We start from the raw sequence: 17,719 nt of genomic DNA on the forward strand, positions 1-17,719 counted from the left end.
GTCGTAAAGGCGACACTGAATTCGAACTGGTTGTACGTCGCAGCTTTGCCGACTACATCTGGCTGTGGATTCAGGATGCCAGCCGCGAGTTTGGTCTGGTTGTAGACGCCTGATCTGAGAAAGCTTTTTTCAGAACCAGTTTTTCAGAACTAGGTTTTCAGGATCAAGGGGCGGCACCGTTGTAGGTGTGGCCCCTATTTTTCGAGAGGTTGCTATGAAATCGAAGACCAATTGGATCTTTACCGCGAGCTGTCCAAGTACGCTGGGTACCGTCGATGTGGTAACCCGCTACATGGCAGAAGCCGGTAACTACGTTGATGAGATTCACTCGTTCGACGACCGTGAAGCATGCCGCTTCTTTATCCGTATCGAGTTCCGCCCAGAGTCTGAAGACTTCTCTGCCGAGAAGTTTGCAGAAGAGTTCGCGCCACGTGCTGATGAATTCCAGATGGAGTGGGAACTGACTGCTCCGGATCACCGCCCGCGCGTGGCGATTCTGGTGTCCAAATACGATCACTGTCTGAACGACCTATTGTACCGCCACCGTACCGGTCAGCTGGATATCGAAGTACCGGTGATCATCTCCAACCATCCGGACCTGGAGCATCTGGCCGAGTGGCACGGTATCCCGTACTACCACCTGCCGATCACGCCAGATACCAAACCACAGCAGGAAGCGGAAATCGTTAAACTGCTGGAGCAGTACGACATCGAGCTGGTTCTGCTGGCGCGTTACATGCAGGTACTGTCACCGGAACTGTGTGAATACCTGGATGGTAAAGCGATCAACATCCACCACTCTCTGCTGCCGGGTTTCAAGGGCGCACGTCCTTACCACCAGGCATGGGAGAAGGGTGTGAAGATGGTCGGTGCGACCGCGCACTACGTGAACAACGACCTGGATGAAGGCCCGATCATTGCGCAGGGCATCCAGCAGGTTGATCACGCGCACTATCCGGAAGACCTGGTGGCGAAAGGACAGGATATCGAGCGTATCACCCTGTTCAACGCAGTGCGTTACCACATCAACAAGCGCGTGTTCCTGAACGGACAGCGCACGGTTGTGTTCACGGACTAAGATTCCGACTCAGTGATAAGGGCCTGTTAAGACAACAGGCCCTGATTTGACCTTGTTTGCGTTCTGATAAGCGCGACCCTTTGAGGCTGGCCAACTGTACTTGTCTCGTTCGTACAGTATCCCCCCAAACTCGGGCCAGCCTCGCTCTTTTCTTTCGCTTGATCGGTATCGGCGACAGCGTTACTGGCTAGCCTTTTCGGTATTGCCTCTCCAGATACAGCTTGAGCCAAGTCTAGATACCGTACCTTACTTTGCCTCATTCGTATCCGGGAGTGCTTTCTGCAGGGCTCTGAGTGCTCGAGCTTAGCGCTTTCCGGCGCTGGGCACGCGATGATGTCCTTGGCGACAAATATGGCTGTGCCACGACACCGAAGAACTAAACTTATAGGTGATGCCGTTTCTCTTCGTTGGTAAACCAACGGTAACCAGAGGAGTGATTCAATGAACACCTTCTATAAGATCGCTTCACTCGCCGTCATCTCGGCCTTTTCTTTATGCGTTTCCGCAGCTGAACCACCAGGTTTTTACAAGAATACCTATCCGGAGCATGCACTGAGTTCCAAATTGCAGGCGGACGGTGTGCTGATGGGTAAAGATGCTGCTTTACCTGCGAAGACACGGGAATTGATTGCATTGGGCGTTGCGGCGCAGATCCCGTGCCGTTATTGCGTTTATGCACATACACAATTCGCCCGGGCGGCGGGCGCGACTGATGCCGAAATTCGTGAAGCTGTAGCTGTTGCCGGTCATGTAAGGGACTGGAGTACGGTGTTGAATGGCATGGGGTATGACTTTGAGGCATTTAAAGCGGAGTTGGATGCCATGATGAAATCCGAGTGATAGTACTTGGTTGTGTAGCAGCGCTCTCTGAGCGCGACCACATCGTGTGAATTAACTGCCAAAGTGTCGCGAACAGAGTTCGCTGCTACAAAAGGTTGGGCGCTTTCGTAGCAGCCCGCTCCGAGGGCGGCATCTTGGTAGTTCTGACATACCTCTTTGTCGCGGTCGAAGCCCGCTGCTACAAACTCGTGCCATTCCCGTAGCAGCGAACTCCGTTCGCGACATCATCGCATGACGCAACCGTCGATATGCCGCCCTCGGCGCGGGCGGCTACAAGGCACTTCCCTACCTCCCAGCGTCGTAAATCACAAATGCGACGCCCTGATTTTTCCTCAAAATTCCGCTGCAGGCCGCAATATACGGTTGATGACCCTTTGGTTGGTCGGTTTTAGTAATCAGCGAGTCGTTTCCAGCCCCTTACCGTTTTTTCCGAAAAATTACACTGAATGAAGTTTGGAAAGTTAGCCATCTTTCCCGCTTTCTTGCCCATCTGCCGTTAGAGGGCGAGAAGCACATCCGGTTTAAGTCAGTTAGGTATAGAAAAAGGATAACAACAATGAACGCAGCCGATCTGCACAATGATTCCATCGTTATCGATGGCCTGATCTGCGCGAAGTGGAATCGCGAACTGTTTGAAGACATGAGCAAGGGCGGGCTGACCGCAGCGAACTGCACTGTGTCCTTCTGGGAAAACTTCGAAGGTACGGTTAAGAACATTGTAGAGATGAACCAACTGATCGAAGCGAACAGCGATCTGCTGATGAAAGTACGCACCACCCGTGACATCTACCGCGCGAAAGAAGCGGGTGTGACCGGTGTGATGATGGGCTTCCAGAATGCGCATGCGTACGAAGATCAGATCGGCAACGTACAGATCTTTAAAGACCTGGGCGTGGGTATCACTCAGATGTGTTACAACACCCAGAACCTGGTGGGTACTGGCTGCTACGAGCGCGACGGTGGTTTGTCTGGTTTCGGTCACGAGATCGTAGCTGAGATGAACCGCGTTGGTGTTTTGTGTGACCTGTCTCACGTTGGTCCTAACACTGCGAAAGAAGTTATCGACGCATCCAACAAGCCAGTGGCGTACTCCCACTGTCTGCCTGCTGGCCTGAAAGAACACCCACGTAACCGTACTGACGAAGAACTGAAGTACATCGCTGATAACGGCGGTTTCGTCGGTGTGACCATGTTTACTCCGTTCCTGCGTGCAGGTGTGAACGCGACCGTAGAAGACTACGTGGAAGCGATTCAGTACATCTACAACATCGTGGGTGAAGACGCGATCGGTATCGGTACCGACTTTACTCAGGGGCACGGCCAGGACTTCTTCGAATACCTGACTCACGACAAGGGCTACGCCCGTCGTCTGACTCGCTTCGGCGAAATTATCAACCCTAAAGGCATCCGTACAGTTGGTGAGTTCCCGAACCTGACTGAAGCGCTGCTGAAAGCTGGTTTCTCTGAAACTCAGGTTCGCAAGATCATGGGTGAAAACTGGGTGAACCTGCTGAAAGAGGTTTGGGGCGAGTAATTAAGCAGCCCCGTTACAGAGTATGTGACGGGGCATAGGTTGCCGGGTGATTGGGCTCCCCGTCGACTTTTGCCCCGTCGCTCCTTATCCGCGTAATCAGGTCTCACATCGAATCAAAACCGATTACGCCCGACAACAGAATTGAATTTGAGGTTTTAAAAATGGGTGTACACGCTCCAGAAATGCCAATCAACGTAGATGACGAAACCGGCGTATGGACTACCGACGCACTGCCAATGTTGTACGTTCCACGTCACTTCTTCGTGAACAACCACATGGCGATCGAAGACGAGATCGGCGCCGAGAAGTACGCTGAGATCCTGTACAAGGCCGGTTACAAATCTGCGCACTACTGGTGTGAAAAGGAAGCAGCTGAGCACGGCATCAGCGGCGCAGACGTCTGGGAGCACTACATGAAGCGTTTGTCCCAGCGTGGCTGGGGCTTCTTCATCACTGAAGAGCTGGATCTGGAAAAAGGTACTGCAAAAGTACGTCTGGAAAACTCTGCGTTCGTTTACCAGTACGGCCAGGTAAACCGCAAAGTGGATTACATGTTCACTGGCTGGTTTGCAGGTGCAATGGACCAGATCGCAGAAAGCCTGGGTTACGACGTTCGCACTAAAGCGGAACAGACCCAGTGTGCAGCTGAAGAAGGCTGCGACGTAGGTTACTTCGAAGTAACCCCACTGTAAGACGCAAACGACAAGAGCAAAGCAGGTCTTCGGGCCTGCAAAATAAAAACAAAATCTGGCACTAGGAGTCGAATTACAGCGTAGCGAACGAAGGCCTAGCGAGGCATAAATTTTCGGGGAAGCGGAGTTTACTGTAGTAAATGAGCATTTCACGAAAATTTATAACACTGCCAGGGCGAGTGCAGTAGCTGTAAACGGCTCCAGCCAAATAAAGAAAATATAAGGTGGGGTCCGATTATGTCCCAGTTTGATGTGCTGTTTGAGCCGCTCAAGATTAACAAGCTGACCATCCGTAACCGTATTGTCAGCACCGCTCACGCCGAGGTTTACGCGACCGACGGCGGTATGACCACTGATCGCTATGTGAAGTACTACGAAGAAAAGGCCAAGGGTGGTTGTGGCCTGTGTATCTGTGGCGGTTCCAGTGTGGTTTCCATCGACAGTCCGCAAAGCTGGTGGAGTTCTGTAAACCTCTCCACTGATCGGATTATCCCTCACTTCCAGAATCTGGCCGACGCTGTACACAAACACGGCGGCAAGATCATGATCCAGATTACCCACATGGGCCGTCGTTCCCGTTGGGACGGTGAAAACTGGCCGAACCTGATGTCTCCATCCGGTATCCGTGAGCCGGTTCACCGCGCAACCTGTAAGACCATCGAAGAGGAAGAGATCTGGCGCGTAATCGGCGACTTCGCTCAGGCGGCTCGTCGTGCGAAAGAGGGTGGCCTGGACGGTGTTGAGCTGTCTGCAGTACACCAGCACATGATCGACCAGTTCTGGTCTCCACGTGTAAACAAACGTACCGACAAATGGGGCGGTACCTTCGAAAACCGTATGCGTTTCGGTATGGAAGTGCTGAAAGCAGTTCGCGAAGAAGTGGGTCCTGATTTTGTCGTTGGTCTGCGTATCACCGGTGACGAGTTCCACCCGGACGGTCTGAACCACGACGATATGAAAGAGATTGCTGCGTACTACAACGCTACCGGTCAGATTGATTACTTCGGCGTTGTAGGTTCCGGTTGTGACACCCACAACACGCTGGCGAACGTAATCCCGAACATGAGCTACCCACCAGAGCCGTTCCTGCACCTGGCAGCCGGCATCAAGGAAGTGGTAGACGTGCCAGTTATTCACGCACAGAACATCAAAGACCCTAACCAGGCGAAACGTATCATCGAAGCCGGTTACGTGGACTTCGTCGGTATGACCCGTGCGCACATCGCTGACCCGCACCTGATCGCGAAGATCAAGATGGATCAGGTTGATCAGATCCGTCAGTGTGTCGGTGCGAACTACTGTATCGACCGTCAGTACCAGGGGTTGGATGTTCTGTGTATCCAGAATGCGGCGACCTCCCGTGAGTACATGGGTCTGCCACACATCATCGAAAAGACCGACGGCCCAATCCGTAAAGTGGTTGTTGTCGGCGGTGGCCCTGGTGGTTTGGAAGCAGCACGCGTTGCAGCTGAGCGTGGCCACAACGTAACCCTGATCGAAAAAGGTGAAGAGCTGGGTGGTCAGATCACGCTGGCATCTAAAGCGCCGCAGCGTGACCAGATTGCAGGTGTGACCCGTTGGCTGGTCATGGAGCTGGAACGTCTGGGTGTAGATATCCGTTTAGGCACTGCAGCCGACGTTGATCTGGTTCGCGAACTGAAACCAGACGTATGTGTACTGGCAACCGGTGGTCGTCCATACATCGATCAGAACCCAGAGTGGGGCGCAGAAGAAGGTCTGGTTATCTCCAGTTGGGATATCCTGAGCGGTAAAGTGGAGCCAGGTAAGAACATCCTGATCTACGACACCATCTGTGAGTTCTCCGGTATGTCTGCGGCCGACTACGCAGCATCCAAAGGTTCCCTGGTAGAGCTGGTAACCGACGACATCAAACCGGGTGTAGGTATCGGTGGTACTACATTCCCAACTTACTACCGCTCTCTGTACGAGAAAGAGGTGATCATGACCTCTGACTTCCTGTTGGAGAAGGTATACCGCGAAGGCGACAACCTGGTAGCTGTACTGGAGAACGAGTACACCGGCCAGAAAGAGGAGCGCGTGGTAGATCAGGTAGTCGTTGAGAACGGTACCCGTCCAAACGAAGAGCTGTACTACGCACTGAAAGAGGAATCCCGCAATAAGGGTCAGATCGACAATGAAGCGTTGTTCGACATCAAACCGCAGCCTGTACTCTCCGAGTCTGGCGACGGCATGATCCTGTGGCGTCTGGGTGACTGTGTATCCCAGCGTAACGTGCATGCGGCGATGTACGACGCACTGCGTCTCTGCAAAGACCTCTAAGTTGGGCCTACTGCGCTCGATATAGCAGCGTTAAAAGTCGGTTCGCGGTGCTCACGTATTTTATATACGCTCCGCGCCGCTCACCGACTTTCGCCTTGCTCTATCGCCGTTCGTAACGTCCCAATTAGCTGAAAATAACAGGGCAGGTCCACTGCCCGTACACCAGTTCTGTGAGGGTGAAAAATGGTTCTCGACTGGTTACCTTCTGTTTTGATCGCCGTCGCACTGTCTCTGGCAGTGATCGGTGCTGTACGCCGCGTTAGCCTGTGGCGTGCGGGTCAACCTGACAAGGTTGATCTGATCGCCGGTCTGATGGCAATGCCAAAGCGCTACCTGCACGATCTGCACGATGTAGTTGAGCGCGACAAGTACATGTCCAAAACCCACGCCGCAACCGGTGGTGGTTTTGTTCTCTCCGTAGTGTTGATTCTGGCGGTACACCTGTTCGGTGTAGATAACCAGATTCTGGCTTGGGCGCTGTTGGCGGCGTTGGTGCTGATGTTTGTGGGGGCACTGTTTGTGTTCAAGCGCCGCATGGATCCACCAAGCCGTATCTCCAAAGGCCCTTGGATGCGTCTGCCGAAAAGTCTGCTGGCGTTCTCCTCTGCGTTTATCATCCTGACCCTGCCTGTGGCTGGCATCCTGCCGGAAGGCACTGGCGGTTGGGTACTGACGATTATCCTGAGCGTAGTGATAGCAATGGGTCTGGCCGAGATGATGTTCGGTATGACCTGGGGTGGTCCGATGAAGCACGCCTTTGCGGGTGCGCTGCACCTGGCGTTCCACCGTCGTCAGGAACGTTTTGGCGGTGGTCGTTCCACCGGCCTGAAACCGGTTGATCTGACTGCGAACGATGGCAAGCCAGAAATTCTGGGTGTATCCAAGCCAAAAGACTTCAAATGGAACCAGTTGCTGGGCTTTGATGCCTGCGTACAGTGTGGTCGTTGTGAAGCGATGTGTCCGGCGTTTGCTGCGGGTCAGCCGCTGAACCCGAAAAAGCTGATCCAGGATATGGTGGTCGGTCTGGCCGGCGGTACTGATGCCAAGTACGCCGGTAGCCCATACCCGGGTAAGGAAGTGGGCTACGCTAAAGGTGGTCCCGATCAGATCATCACCCAGGGTCTGGTTGATCCTGAAACCCTGTGGTCCTGTACAACGTGCCGTGCCTGTGTGGAAGAGTGCCCGATGATGATCGAGCACGTGGATGCGATCGTTGATATGCGCCGCTTCCTGACCATGGAGAAGGGCAGCACCCCGAACAAGGGTGCTGAAGTGCTGGATAACATCATCGCGACCGATAACCCGAACGGTTATGCTCCGGCGAACCGTGCCAACTGGGCAGCGGACCAGAACCTGCCGCTGATGCGCGATGTGAAGAAAGCGGATGTGCTGTTCTGGGTATCTGACGGTGCGTTCGACATGCGTAGTCAGCGTATCCTGCGCTCCTTCGTGAAACTGATGAAAGCAGCACATGTCGATGTTGCGATCCTGGGTGACGAAGAGCTGGATAGCGGTGATGTGGCGCGCCGTTTGGGTGACGATGCCGCGTTCCAGAGCCTGGCGAAGCGTAACCTGGAGATTCTGTCCCAGTACGAGTTTAAAACCATCGTGACCACCGACCCGCACGCATACCACTGCCTGCGTAACGAGTACGGTGACTTCGGTAGCGACGCGCTGGACGGTGTCGAAGTACTGCACCACACCACCTACCTGAACCGTCTGGTACAGGCCGGTAGCCTGAACCTGGAGCCGTTCAAAGGTGGCACAGTCACCTATCACGACCCATGTTACCTGGGCCGTTACAACGGCGAATACGAAGCACCACGTGAGCTGCTGCGCTCCCTGGGCATCGAGATCGCCGAGATGGAACGTTCCGGTTTCCGCTCCCGCTGCTGTGGCGGTGGTGGTGGCGCACCAATCACCGATATTCCGGGTGAACGTCGTATCGCTGACATGCGTATGGAAGACGTGAACACCACGGGTGCCGAGCTGGTAGCGGTAGGCTGTCAGCAGTGTACTGCGATGCTGGAAGGTGTGGTTGAGCCGCGTCCGGAAGTGAAAGACATTGCCGAGATTCTGGCTGATCAGCTGATCGAGGAGGTGCACTGATGAGTGATGTAATTCGTCGCGATCCACGCGCTGAATGGATCGCCCGTAACCGACTGCACCCGCTGCATGGCACGATTGCGGTGGGTGATGACGCGGAAGTACGTGGCCCGTCTGGCCTGCTGCGTAAGAACCCACACAAAGTTGGCTTTATCGGTCCAAACGGTATCAAGCGTATCGACCGTCTGAAAGGCAACGGTGCGGCATCCGGTATGGGACGCCGCAGCAGTGGTCCGCAGGAAGTTCAGTTGCCGCTGCACAGCGTTGAAAATCCGGATTTCTACATTGTCGTGGTACCGGATCTGGTGGGCGGTCGTCTCACCAGCCAGGACAAAGATATCCTGGGTCAGGCGCATAAGATGGCGAAAGACATTGAAGGCAAGGGCGCTGTCGTCGCCGTCTGCTTTGGTGAAAGCAAAGAAGAAAACTACGACACCGCCGGCGTGGATCGTCTGATCCACCTGGAAGGTGAAGAGTACGAAGGCTTCAGCCCTGAACAGCGCCTGGCGGCACTGGTTCAGGTGGAAACCAGCCTGCAGCCGAAACACTGGTTGTTCCCGGATAGCGTGAACGGCGGAACCGATCTGGGTTCCCGTCTGGCAGCACGTCTGGGCGAACGCCCGGCTGTTCAGGCGTGGCAGGTCACCCATGAGACTACCGTAAGCCGTGGCGCATCCCAGAGCCTGGATATCACGCGTGAAACACCACGTATCCTGATGCTGCTGGAAGAGTGCGCGGATGCGATCGATGAAACCCGTCATGAGGTGAAAGCGATCGAGCTGGATTCTGTGCCGCGTGCTATCGTTCAGCTGCAGGATCAGGGCCAGGTTGCTGTGGATCCGAATGCTATCCCACTAGCCGAAGCCGAGTTTATCCTCTCTGCGGGTAACGGTATTCACAACTGGGATCAGTTCCACGAGACTGCGGCGGCACTGGGTGCTACCGAAGGTGCGAGTCGTGTGGCGGTGGATGATGGCTTTATGCCGCGTTTCCGTCAGGTGGGTGCAACCGGTACCTGGGTAACCGCGCGTGTTTATCTTGCGGTGGGTATCTCCGGTGCGATCCAGCACATGCAGGGTATCGGTCAGTGTGACAAAGTTGTCGCCATCAACACCGATGCTGGCTGTGACATGGTGAAACGTGCTGCACTGAGCGCTATTGGTGACAGTGAAGAGATACTGGGCGAGCTGCTGAAGCTGGCGCAGGAACACCGTGCGAACAAGGGTGAGGAGGGCGAACAGAATGCAGCCTAACATTAAGCAGTCATTGGATATCGTCTCCCTGGTCTCCATCGGCCAGCACCCGCAGTCCGGTCGTGTACGCCGTGCCGAGCAGGATGGTCGCGCAGTAGAGCTGGGTATGAACCTGGGCGGTGACAATCTCACCGTTCTGCATGCCGGTGACCCGCAAGAGCAGGCGCTACGTACCTACGCGGGGATGGGCCTTTCTTCCATGCAGGTGCTGAACCTGGATACGCAGGACGACGCGGTACCGGCTCTGGCCGACTACCTGCAGCAGCTGCGTCCAGACATTGTTCTGACCGGTGTACGGGCAGAAAGCGGTGAGTCCTCTGGTATGGTGCCATATTTGCTGGCGGAGAAGCTGAACTGGCCGGTGGTGGCGCGTATTGCGGATATCGTCTCTGTAGAAGACGGTGTCGCGGAAGTCATGCTGGCGCTGCCACGTGGTCAGCGTCGTGCACTTAAAGTGGCGCTGCCGTTTGTGGCAAGCGTTGATAACGCGGCACCGGAAGCACGCCAGAGTGCATACGGTCCGGGTATCCGTGCCCAGATCGAACCGCTGGCTGCGGTGAAGGAAGAGGATGCAGTTCGCAGTAACTGGTCCGAAGCCAAAGCCAAGCCACGGCCGAAGCGCTTGAAAGTGGTCAAAGCCAAGACCGCAGCAGAGCGATTCAAGGCTGCGACCGCTAAGCCTCAGGGCGAAGCGGGCAAGGTATTGAAAGGTGTGCCAGCCAAAGAGCAGGCGCAAGAGATCTTCAACCTTCTGCTAGAAGAGAAGGTGATCTAAAGTACGTGTAAGATCAAAAACCTGAGGTTGCCTACGTGGCCTCGGGTTTTTTAGTTTCGGGGGAAACAAACATTATGATGATCGTAGACCTGGTTGATGAACGAGACTTCAACGAAAAACTGATCGCGCTGGGTGTGGCCATTACACCGGATAACGTGCTCGACGAGAGCAAAGGCGCCGTGCTTGCATGGCTGGCGGATAATGAAGAGGGTAAAGCGGCACTTAAGGCGCTTTTTGAAACTCTGGAAAGTGGCGAGATCACCGTGCTTCCAGATGTGAAAGCCGTGATTGAAGAGTTGTCCGTAGCGCTTCAGTAATACCAAGAACGTATAGCAAACAGGAGGCCAGTACAGATGGATAAACACATCGTAAAACAGTGGATCGGTATTCTGCTGCTGGCCTTTATTGTTTGTGGTCTGGGTTGGCTGGCTTGGATTGATTTGGTGGGATGATTTGATTCATATCCCTCTGTAGGGTCGGCTTCAGCCGACCGGCAGCTTGAAAGCTGCCCTACAATGGCGAAATTTTCTTCGAAAGCTTAATCCGGAGCCTGCACCCTGTAGCAGCGGTCTCCGACCGCGACCTTTCGATGCACGGAATATGTCGCCCTCGGAGCGGGCTGCTACATCGTACAAATCACCTCCGATGGTAAATTCAGGGCTCGGACCTTGTAGCAGCGGGCTCCGACCGCGACCTTTCGAAGTTCGGAATATGCCGCCCTCAGAGCGGGCTGCTACATACACACCATCCCTCGAACACCCAAATCACCCCAAAAAATACTACATCTTTTGCTTCGTATAAATGCTGCTTATTTGTGCATTTATATGCATATTTGGCGCATTTTGAAGCATTTTTTAAGCATGTCGATAACGGGCAGCTTTCATCTATATGTGTCGCTAAAAGTCACATTCAGAAATTCGACTCCCCGTAATATGGAGTGGTCTGATCAGGAACCCTAATCGGATTTGCTCACAGGGGCTGTAAGAGCCGGTCCCATGGGGGAGTCGCAATATCTCTATCTCAGTGCATGCGTTGCCAATCTGCCAAGGGCAATTTGTCGTGCAGAGATATGAATGTTCGCCAAGCCAGATTTGCAGCAAAAACGCTTACGGTTCTACGCATTTGATCAGCGAGTTCGTAAACAAAAACTCGACACTACCTATCGCCGTCATGCACTGCCAAGCCGGTTTCGGTTCCCCGGCAGTACCGCTCAGCGGGGATAGACATTCTAATAAAAATACGGAGTAGTTCTATGAACCAAATGGCAACAGATCGCCCTAAGTCGCAGGAGTATACCTCCGACTATAAGGCGGGTCAGGATAACGTGCAGATCATGGGTATGGATGTCCATAACCCGGTCTTCACTACCAGTGCTCTGGCCATCCTTTCCTTCATCGTACTAGCATTGCTTTTCCCTGCTGATGCAAAAGAGATGCTTGTTGGTGCACGTACCTGGTCTATCGAGACTTTCGATTGGCTGTTCATGATCGGCGGTAACGTCTTCGTTCTCTTCTGTCTTGCTTTGATTTTCCTGCCTGTAGGTAAGGTTCGCTTGGGTGGCGCTTCTGCTAAGCCTGAGTTTAGCCGTATGTCCTGGTTCTCCATGCTGTTTGCTGCAGGTATGGGTATCGGCCTGATGTTCTGGAGTGTGGCCGAGCCGGTTGCTTACTACACCGATTGGTGGGGTACTCCACTGAATGCTGAAGCAAAAACGCCGGACGGCGCGTCTGCTGCGATGGGCGCAACCATGTTCCACTGGGGCCTGCACCCATGGGCGATCTACGGTGTTGTTGCACTGGCACTGGGCTTCTTTACCTACAATAAGGGCCTGCCGCTGACCATTCGTTCTGCTTTCTACCCTCTTCTGGGTGAGCGCGTATGGGGTCTGCCGGGTCACATCATCGATATCGTAGCTGTACTGGCGACTATCTTTGGTCTGGCGACTTCGCTGGGTCTGGGTGCATCCCAGGCGGGTGGTGGTCTGAACTTCCTGTTCGGCATCGAAAATAACATCTCCACGCAGGTAGGCATCATTGTAGCGGTATCTGCAATCGCGATCTTCTCCGTAGTTCGTGGTCTGGATGGTGGCGTTAAGATCCTGAGTAACATCAACATGACCCTGGCGGCTGTGCTGATGCTGTTCGTGATTCTGGCGGGTTCCGTTGCAGGTTTCTTCGGCAACCTGTTCGATACTGTCGGTGCATACGCAGAAGATATTATTCCACTGAGTAACTGGATGGGCCGTGAAGACGAGAAGTTCTACAAAGGCTGGACCGTGTTCTACTGGGCGTGGTGGGTCTCTTGGTCTCCATTTGTAGGTATGTTCATCGCGCGCGTATCCAAAGGCCGTACTGTACGTGAGTTCATGATCGCTGTACTGCTGATCCCGACTCTGGTATCCGCTGTATGGATGGCTGCTTTCGGTGCGCAGGCACTGGATCAGATCCAGAACAACGTTGGTCAGCTGACTAACGGTCTGGGCGATGTATCTCTGGCGATGTTCAAGATGCTGGAAAACCTGCCAATGGCTGAGATTACTTCTGCTCTGGCCATCGTGTTGGTACTGGTATTCTTCATCACCTCATCCGACTCCGGTTCCCTGGTAATCGACTCCATCACCGCAGGCGGTAAAGTAAATGCGCCAGTTCCACAGCGTATCTTCTGGGCGGTTCTGCAGGGTGTTATCGCAGGTGTACTGTTGTACGGTGGCGGCTCTGAGGCGCTGACTGCGCTGCAGGCAGGTGCGATCACCACTGGCCTGCCGTTCACTGCAATCCTGCTGCTGATGTGTGTCAGCATCTACAAAGGCCTGAAAACTGAGGTTTAAGGGTTGTAGCTAACAAGCACGAAAGAAAAAGCCGATGGGGAAACTCATCGGCTTTTTTGTGTCTGCACAGCCTAAAGAACGGGCTATTTCACTTCCTTGCTGACTTTCTCAGCTAGCAAACACAGCATCTCCCACATGAGGGTTGCGCCAACCAGGGCCGTAGCGCCACTGGGGTCAAAGGGTGGGGATACCTCAACCAGATCAGCGCCAATCAGGTTCAATCCGCGTAAACCCCGTACCATCAATTGGGCTTCAACGGTGGTGAGACCGCCAATCTCCGGGGTGCCGGTGCCGGGTGCAAACACCGGATCGAGACAGTCCACATCAAAACTGATGTAGGTCGCCTGATCACCCACCACTTCACGTGCGACTTCCAGTGCCCTGCTAACGCCAAGCTCAGTGAATTCTTCTATCCGCATTACACGGATGCCCTGGGCAAGTCCCCAGTCATCATCACTTTCGCTGTAAAGGCCACCTCGGATACCGATCTGAACGACACGTTTGGGATCAAGAATACCTTCTTCGATGGCGCGGCGGAAAGGTGTGCCATGGGTGTATTTGCAGTTGCCAAAGTAGCGATCCCAAGTGTCGGTATGGGCATCAAAATGAACCATGCCGAGTGGACCGTGCTTTTTGGCGAGTGCTCTTAATACCGGCAGACTGACAAGGTGATCACCACCCGCGCCCAGGGGCACGATATCGTGCTCAACCATCTCGGAAACAAAGCCCTCAATCATATCCAGCGTTTCTTCGATCTGGAGTGGATTAACCGGCGCATCACCAAAGTCGGCGCATTTTGCCAGCTTAAACGGGCTGAGGTTTAGCACCGGGTGAACCTTGCGCATCAGTGCGGAAGCGTCGCGTATCTGTCGAGGACCGTGGCGGGCGCCGGCACGGTTGGTTGTACCGCCATCCCAAGGCAAGCCATATAGCCCGATATCGGCCTGCTTTCCTTCAGCAATGGTGTAGTGGGGCAGACGCATAAAGGTTGCAATGCCGGCGTAGCGGGGAACGGTTTCAGATGCCAGAGGGCTGAAGCTGAGCTCGGTTTGTTCAAGCATTTTGATTCCTCAACTCGAAGTGTAAAGGTTCACTGTATGAGTTGAGGAGGGTGCGATAAATGGCAATTCCGGCAGCTAAAGTTTCCGGAAATGGTAACTAAGCTGATTGGAGTGATTCTATGTCGGTTACGTAGCGGTTTTCGCAAGACTGGTTTTATCGGTGTTTTTGAAAGCGGTCAGCAGGGCCTCGCGTAGTATGTTCGGCCGAGAGTCCCGTTGCACAATGATTTTAAACGGCACCTGGTAATTCAGGGTGTCGGGTAACAACGCACGCATCAGTTGTTTATCATTCCAGAGGGCGGCGTAATGCTTGGGCAGAAAGCCGACGTACTGTCCGCTGAGGATGAGGGTAGCGATGCCTTCTACCTGATAGGAGGTGGCACTGGCCTTCAATTGCGGGAACTGTTCCTTTAGCATCATCGAGTGGGTGTAACCTGGTGCGATAAAGTCATGCTGCTTGATGCTGTTGATGTCGAGCTGATCGTTGGGAACGTCATACAACGGATGGTTGTGTCCGCAGTAGAAGAGGGATGTTTCTTGGTAGAGATCATAGTAGGTCAAACCGGGCAGCTCATGGTGCTGCGGTACGATGCCCATATTGAAACGCCCCTCGATGACGGCGCGCTCAACCTCGTTGGGTGCCGCCACCTGAAGGTTGATTTTGACCTCAGGCTCCTGCTGGTGAAACGCGCCCAGAACGTTGACCACAGGAGAGTTTGGGTCGGTGAGCATGTTATCCGTGAGCCCCAGCGTTAGCTCACCGATCAGACGGCTGTGCACTGCATTTACATTGGCCCGAAACTTCTCCAGATCAACCAGTAACTCTTGTGTCGCTTCATAGACCAGGCGGCCGTGATCGGTGAGCTGAAATCCTGAACGGCCCCGTTGGCACAGGTGCATATCCAGACGGGTTTCCAGATCGGACATCTGGCGACTGATCGCAGAGCGGCCGATGTTAAGCTCGACCTCGGCGGCGGAAAAACCTCCGCACTCCACCACGGTTTTAAAGATGCGCAGCAGTTTCAGGTCGATGTCGGCAACTTGTCCGGAGAGGCTTGTTCTTTTCATGGGCAGAAGCAGGGCTGTAATAAAGATTTTCTTCAGAGTAACCGAAAAAAGCCCTGCGGACACAGTCGGCAGGGCAATTTGGGAGTTGCTCGGTCGAACGTTTAGATCTCGTTGCGGCCCAGTAGGCGCAGGATGCGGTTCAGCTTGTCCTTGCCGCCGATGCTGTCATAGTGTTTTGGCCAGACCGCTGTTGTGGCTTTTTCGATCCACTCTTTTTCGTCGTTGGCCGGATCGCTGATCACCATACCTTTTTTAACCAGCTGCTGCTTGATACGCGTTTCGTTGGCGGTCAGGAACTCCGCGCTGTACTTGGTTGCCGCTTTACCCGCTTCGATGATTGCTTGCTGTACTTCAGGTTTCTGTTCCTGAAACAGGGCCTCACTCATGATCAACGGTTCGATAGAGAATATATAGCGGATGTTGGTAACGTACTTCTGAACCGTATCGAATTTCATCGCATCGACGGTCACATAAGGGTTATCCTGGCCATCCACCACACCCTGCTGTAGTGCCGTAAATGTTTCGGACCACGCCATCGGTGTGGGATTGCCACCCCAAGCTTTATAGGTGTCAATCATGATCTCGTTTTTAGGTACTCGCACGATAATCTGCTGCAGATCCTCCAGCGTTCTGACTGGTTGCTTGGAGTTCGTCAGTACTCTAAATCCGGTGTAGGCCCAGCCAACAATACGGACGCCCGCATCCCGAACCGTATTTTCAACGAGTTCTTCACCCACTTCCCCTTGGGTTAGCAGTTCGGCTTCTTCAAGGCTCTGAATAACGTACGGTAGGGTAAAGATACCTACGGTAGGGGAGAACGGGGTGACGTTGTTAATGGCAAGAATGGAAAAATCCAGCGTACCGAGTCCGGCTTCAACAACAGTATCCTGCTCACTGCCCAACTGACTGTTCATGAACAACTGGCCGGTGTATTTGCCGTCGGTCTTGGCTTCCAGATGCTCCACAAACTTCAGGCCAAAGGCATGTTGCGAGCTGCCTTCGGAATCACCACCAGCAATTTTCCAGGTTGTAGCAGCGAAGCTGGAGCTGCTGAAGAGCAGTGCAGCGGCAAGGGATAAGGCTTTGGCATTATTATTTTTATACTTCATATCTACCTCAGAGTGGTTGTGTTTATCTCCAAGACCTGTAGCGGAGTCGTCGCCCTATATGACAAGTCTGAGATCATCCTGCGCCAATCCTTTCAGTGAATAAATGCAAACATTCGGTTGTTTAGTTGCTTGTTTTGGAAACAGTTGGCCGATTGGCTAAATCCTCACCAATTCGTTAGACACTTTGAATTGCCACCAGTTTGATAGAGGATCTGGCCCATTAAGGCTTTCCGCAGGTCCCGTTGGGTAGATCACGATGAAGCATTGTTTTTATAACCGTGACGGTAGTAGAAACGTTCGAGTTCATTCTGTTTCGGATACTCGCCGGTGAATGTTTTTACATAGTCGGGAATCCTGATCATGCGATCGGCGAGTGACTCTTTGGTTTGCATCGAAATGTACCCGATTTGAACAAGATAGATCGTTCGGGCGTGGACATCCGCTTGCAGATCACTAAAGCCAAAGCGACTGAACATCCGGCTTAGCGATTCCAGGCGAATAGCGTCAGCCTGTTTCACTTCACTTTGTATCTCTCTGGATTGCAATGACCAGCTGCGAATCGCGAATTCAAATCGGGAATCGAACAATGTGTCATCCAGCCAACAGTCAAAGACGTTTAGCGTCGCTTCGGCCAGTGAGTCTGCATAGGCTTCAGATTGCGTGATGATGCTGCCGGTATTTTTATCTTTCCATGCGTCGACCAAAGCGCTTAACAGCTCCTCCCTGTCGGCGAAGAACCAATAGAAACTCGTTCGTGAGATGTTCAGCCGCTTAGCCAGCGTTGAGATCTTTACTGCGTCTACGCCAGATTCGAGCAAAATCTCAATTGCTGCTTGAAACCATACTTCGGGAGACCCGCGCCATCCGCTGTCGTTTGCTCGTTGCTTCTTCATAGTGACCTTTTATCTGAAAGAGTCAGTAAATTGTACAGAAACGGCATGGATAAAAATAATTTTAGAACCTTAATGTTCATTATGGTCATTGTAATTGACAGGTGTGTACATTTATTTTTAGGATCGTTGATAACGGCGCTAGCTTTCAATTTATTTACCGGTGCCAACATCCCAACGTGGAG

15 protein-coding genes are annotated in these 17,719 nt (G+C 53.4%); 11 read left to right on the forward strand and 4 right to left on the reverse strand.

Annotated features, from left to right (window positions below):
• The 11 genes from QKW35_RS15340 to QKW35_RS15390 form a co-directional block, all read left to right on the forward strand.
• On the forward strand, positions 1–113 hold a 113-nt coding region (locus QKW35_RS15340; protein WP_282354549.1), incomplete at its 5' end, for a sarcosine oxidase subunit gamma family protein.
• Between the two features lie 101 nt (positions 114–214).
• Positions 215–1,078 (forward strand): formyltetrahydrofolate deformylase, encoded by an 864-nt coding sequence (gene purU / locus QKW35_RS15345; protein WP_282354450.1) that lies wholly within the window; start codon positions 215–217, stop codon positions 1,076–1,078.
• 441 nt (positions 1,079–1,519) lie between these two features.
• Positions 1,520–1,918 carry a carboxymuconolactone decarboxylase family protein gene (locus QKW35_RS15350; RefSeq protein WP_282354451.1) on the forward strand — a complete coding sequence of 133 codons (399 nt, stop codon included), beginning with the start codon at positions 1,520–1,522 and terminating at the stop codon, positions 1,916–1,918.
• A 556-nt stretch (positions 1,919–2,474) separates the two neighbouring features.
• Positions 2,475–3,452: a dipeptidase gene (locus tag QKW35_RS15355; RefSeq protein WP_282354452.1), complete on the forward strand. Its 978-nt coding sequence runs from the start codon at positions 2,475–2,477 to the stop codon at positions 3,450–3,452.
• 161 nt (positions 3,453–3,613) lie between these two features.
• Positions 3,614–4,144 carry a 4-vinyl reductase gene (locus tag QKW35_RS15360; protein WP_282354454.1) on the forward strand — a complete coding sequence of 177 codons (531 nt, stop codon included), beginning with the start codon at positions 3,614–3,616 and terminating at the stop codon, positions 4,142–4,144.
• Between the two features lie 237 nt (positions 4,145–4,381).
• Positions 4,382–6,445 carry a dimethylglycine demethylation protein DgcA gene (dgcA, locus tag QKW35_RS15365; protein ID WP_282354455.1) on the forward strand — a complete coding sequence of 688 codons (2,064 nt, stop codon included), beginning with the start codon at positions 4,382–4,384 and terminating at the stop codon, positions 6,443–6,445.
• A gap of 183 nt (positions 6,446–6,628) precedes the next feature.
• On the forward strand, positions 6,629–8,554 hold the full coding sequence (locus tag QKW35_RS15370; protein ID WP_282354457.1) for a (Fe-S)-binding protein: 1,926 nt from the start codon (positions 6,629–6,631) through the stop codon (positions 8,552–8,554).
• Positions 8,554–9,804, forward strand: a complete 1,251-nt coding sequence (etfA, locus tag QKW35_RS15375) for an electron transfer flavoprotein subunit alpha (protein WP_282354459.1) — start codon at positions 8,554–8,556, stop codon at positions 9,802–9,804. Before QKW35_RS15370 ends, etfA begins: the two co-directional genes overlap by 1 nt.
• Positions 9,794–10,579 (forward strand): electron transfer flavoprotein subunit beta, encoded by a 786-nt coding sequence (etfB, locus tag QKW35_RS15380; RefSeq protein ID WP_282354461.1) that lies wholly within the window; start codon positions 9,794–9,796, stop codon positions 10,577–10,579. The genes etfA and etfB overlap by 11 nt, the downstream gene beginning before the upstream one ends.
• Positions 10,580–10,653: 74 nt before the next feature.
• Positions 10,654–10,896: a hypothetical protein gene (locus tag QKW35_RS15385; protein ID WP_282354462.1), complete on the forward strand. Its 243-nt coding sequence runs from the start codon at positions 10,654–10,656 to the stop codon at positions 10,894–10,896.
• A 935-nt stretch (positions 10,897–11,831) separates the two neighbouring features.
• Entirely contained in the window at positions 11,832–13,406 is a 1,575-nt protein-coding gene (locus tag QKW35_RS15390) for a BCCT family transporter (RefSeq protein ID WP_282354465.1), read from the forward strand.
• 83 nt (positions 13,407–13,489) lie between these two features.
• On the opposite strand, the gene speB is transcribed toward QKW35_RS15390, so the two are convergent.
• From speB to QKW35_RS15410, 4 genes are all read right to left on the reverse strand, one after another.
• Complete coding sequence (speB, locus tag QKW35_RS15395) at positions 13,490–14,467, reverse strand: agmatinase (protein WP_282354466.1); 978 nt, start codon at positions 14,465–14,467, stop codon at positions 13,490–13,492.
• A gap of 126 nt (positions 14,468–14,593) precedes the next feature.
• On the reverse strand, positions 14,594–15,535 hold the full coding sequence (locus tag QKW35_RS15400) for a LysR family transcriptional regulator (RefSeq protein WP_282354467.1): 942 nt from the start codon (positions 15,533–15,535) through the stop codon (positions 14,594–14,596).
• Positions 15,536–15,636: 101 nt separating this feature from the next.
• A complete protein-coding gene (locus tag QKW35_RS15405; protein ID WP_282354469.1) occupies positions 15,637–16,644 on the reverse strand; it encodes a TRAP transporter substrate-binding protein in 1,008 nt (335 codons plus the stop codon).
• A 251-nt stretch (positions 16,645–16,895) separates the two neighbouring features.
• Positions 16,896–17,537, reverse strand: coding sequence for a TetR/AcrR family transcriptional regulator (locus tag QKW35_RS15410; protein WP_282354470.1), 642 nt, complete (start codon positions 17,535–17,537; stop codon positions 16,896–16,898).
• Positions 17,538–17,719: the final 182 nt, after the last annotated feature.

The organism is Pontibacterium granulatum (assembly GCF_029961155.1).
In the GTDB taxonomy this organism is placed as follows: Bacteria; Pseudomonadota; Gammaproteobacteria; order Pseudomonadales; family Balneatricaceae; genus Pontibacterium; species Pontibacterium granulatum.

Excerpts from the sequence above, each read along its gene's own strand:
- purU (WP_282354450.1), top strand. The coding sequence starts at position 215 with ATGAAATCGAAGACCAATTGGATCTTTACCGCGAGCTGTCCAAGTACG.
- QKW35_RS15350 (WP_282354451.1), top strand. The coding sequence starts at position 1,520 with ATGAACACCTTCTATAAGATCGCTTCACTCGCCGTCATCTCGGCCTTT.
- QKW35_RS15355 (WP_282354452.1), top strand. The coding sequence starts at position 2,475 with ATGAACGCAGCCGATCTGCACAATGATTCCATCGTTATCGATGGCCTG.
- QKW35_RS15360 (WP_282354454.1), top strand. The coding sequence starts at position 3,614 with ATGGGTGTACACGCTCCAGAAATGCCAATCAACGTAGATGACGAAACC.
- dgcA (WP_282354455.1), top strand. The coding sequence starts at position 4,382 with ATGTCCCAGTTTGATGTGCTGTTTGAGCCGCTCAAGATTAACAAGCTG.
- QKW35_RS15370 (WP_282354457.1), top strand. The coding sequence starts at position 6,629 with ATGGTTCTCGACTGGTTACCTTCTGTTTTGATCGCCGTCGCACTGTCT.
- etfA (WP_282354459.1), top strand. The coding sequence starts at position 8,554 with ATGAGTGATGTAATTCGTCGCGATCCACGCGCTGAATGGATCGCCCGT.
- etfB (WP_282354461.1), top strand. The coding sequence starts at position 9,794 with ATGCAGCCTAACATTAAGCAGTCATTGGATATCGTCTCCCTGGTCTCC.
- QKW35_RS15385 (WP_282354462.1), top strand. The coding sequence starts at position 10,654 with ATGATGATCGTAGACCTGGTTGATGAACGAGACTTCAACGAAAAACTG.
- QKW35_RS15390 (WP_282354465.1), top strand. The coding sequence starts at position 11,832 with ATGAACCAAATGGCAACAGATCGCCCTAAGTCGCAGGAGTATACCTCC.
- speB (WP_282354466.1), bottom strand. The coding sequence starts at position 14,467 with ATGCTTGAACAAACCGAGCTCAGCTTCAGCCCTCTGGCATCTGAAACC.
- QKW35_RS15400 (WP_282354467.1), bottom strand. The coding sequence starts at position 15,535 with ATGAAAAGAACAAGCCTCTCCGGACAAGTTGCCGACATCGACCTGAAA.
- QKW35_RS15405 (WP_282354469.1), bottom strand. The coding sequence starts at position 16,644 with ATGAAGTATAAAAATAATAATGCCAAAGCCTTATCCCTTGCCGCTGCA.
- QKW35_RS15410 (WP_282354470.1), bottom strand. The coding sequence starts at position 17,537 with ATGAAGAAGCAACGAGCAAACGACAGCGGATGGCGCGGGTCTCCCGAA.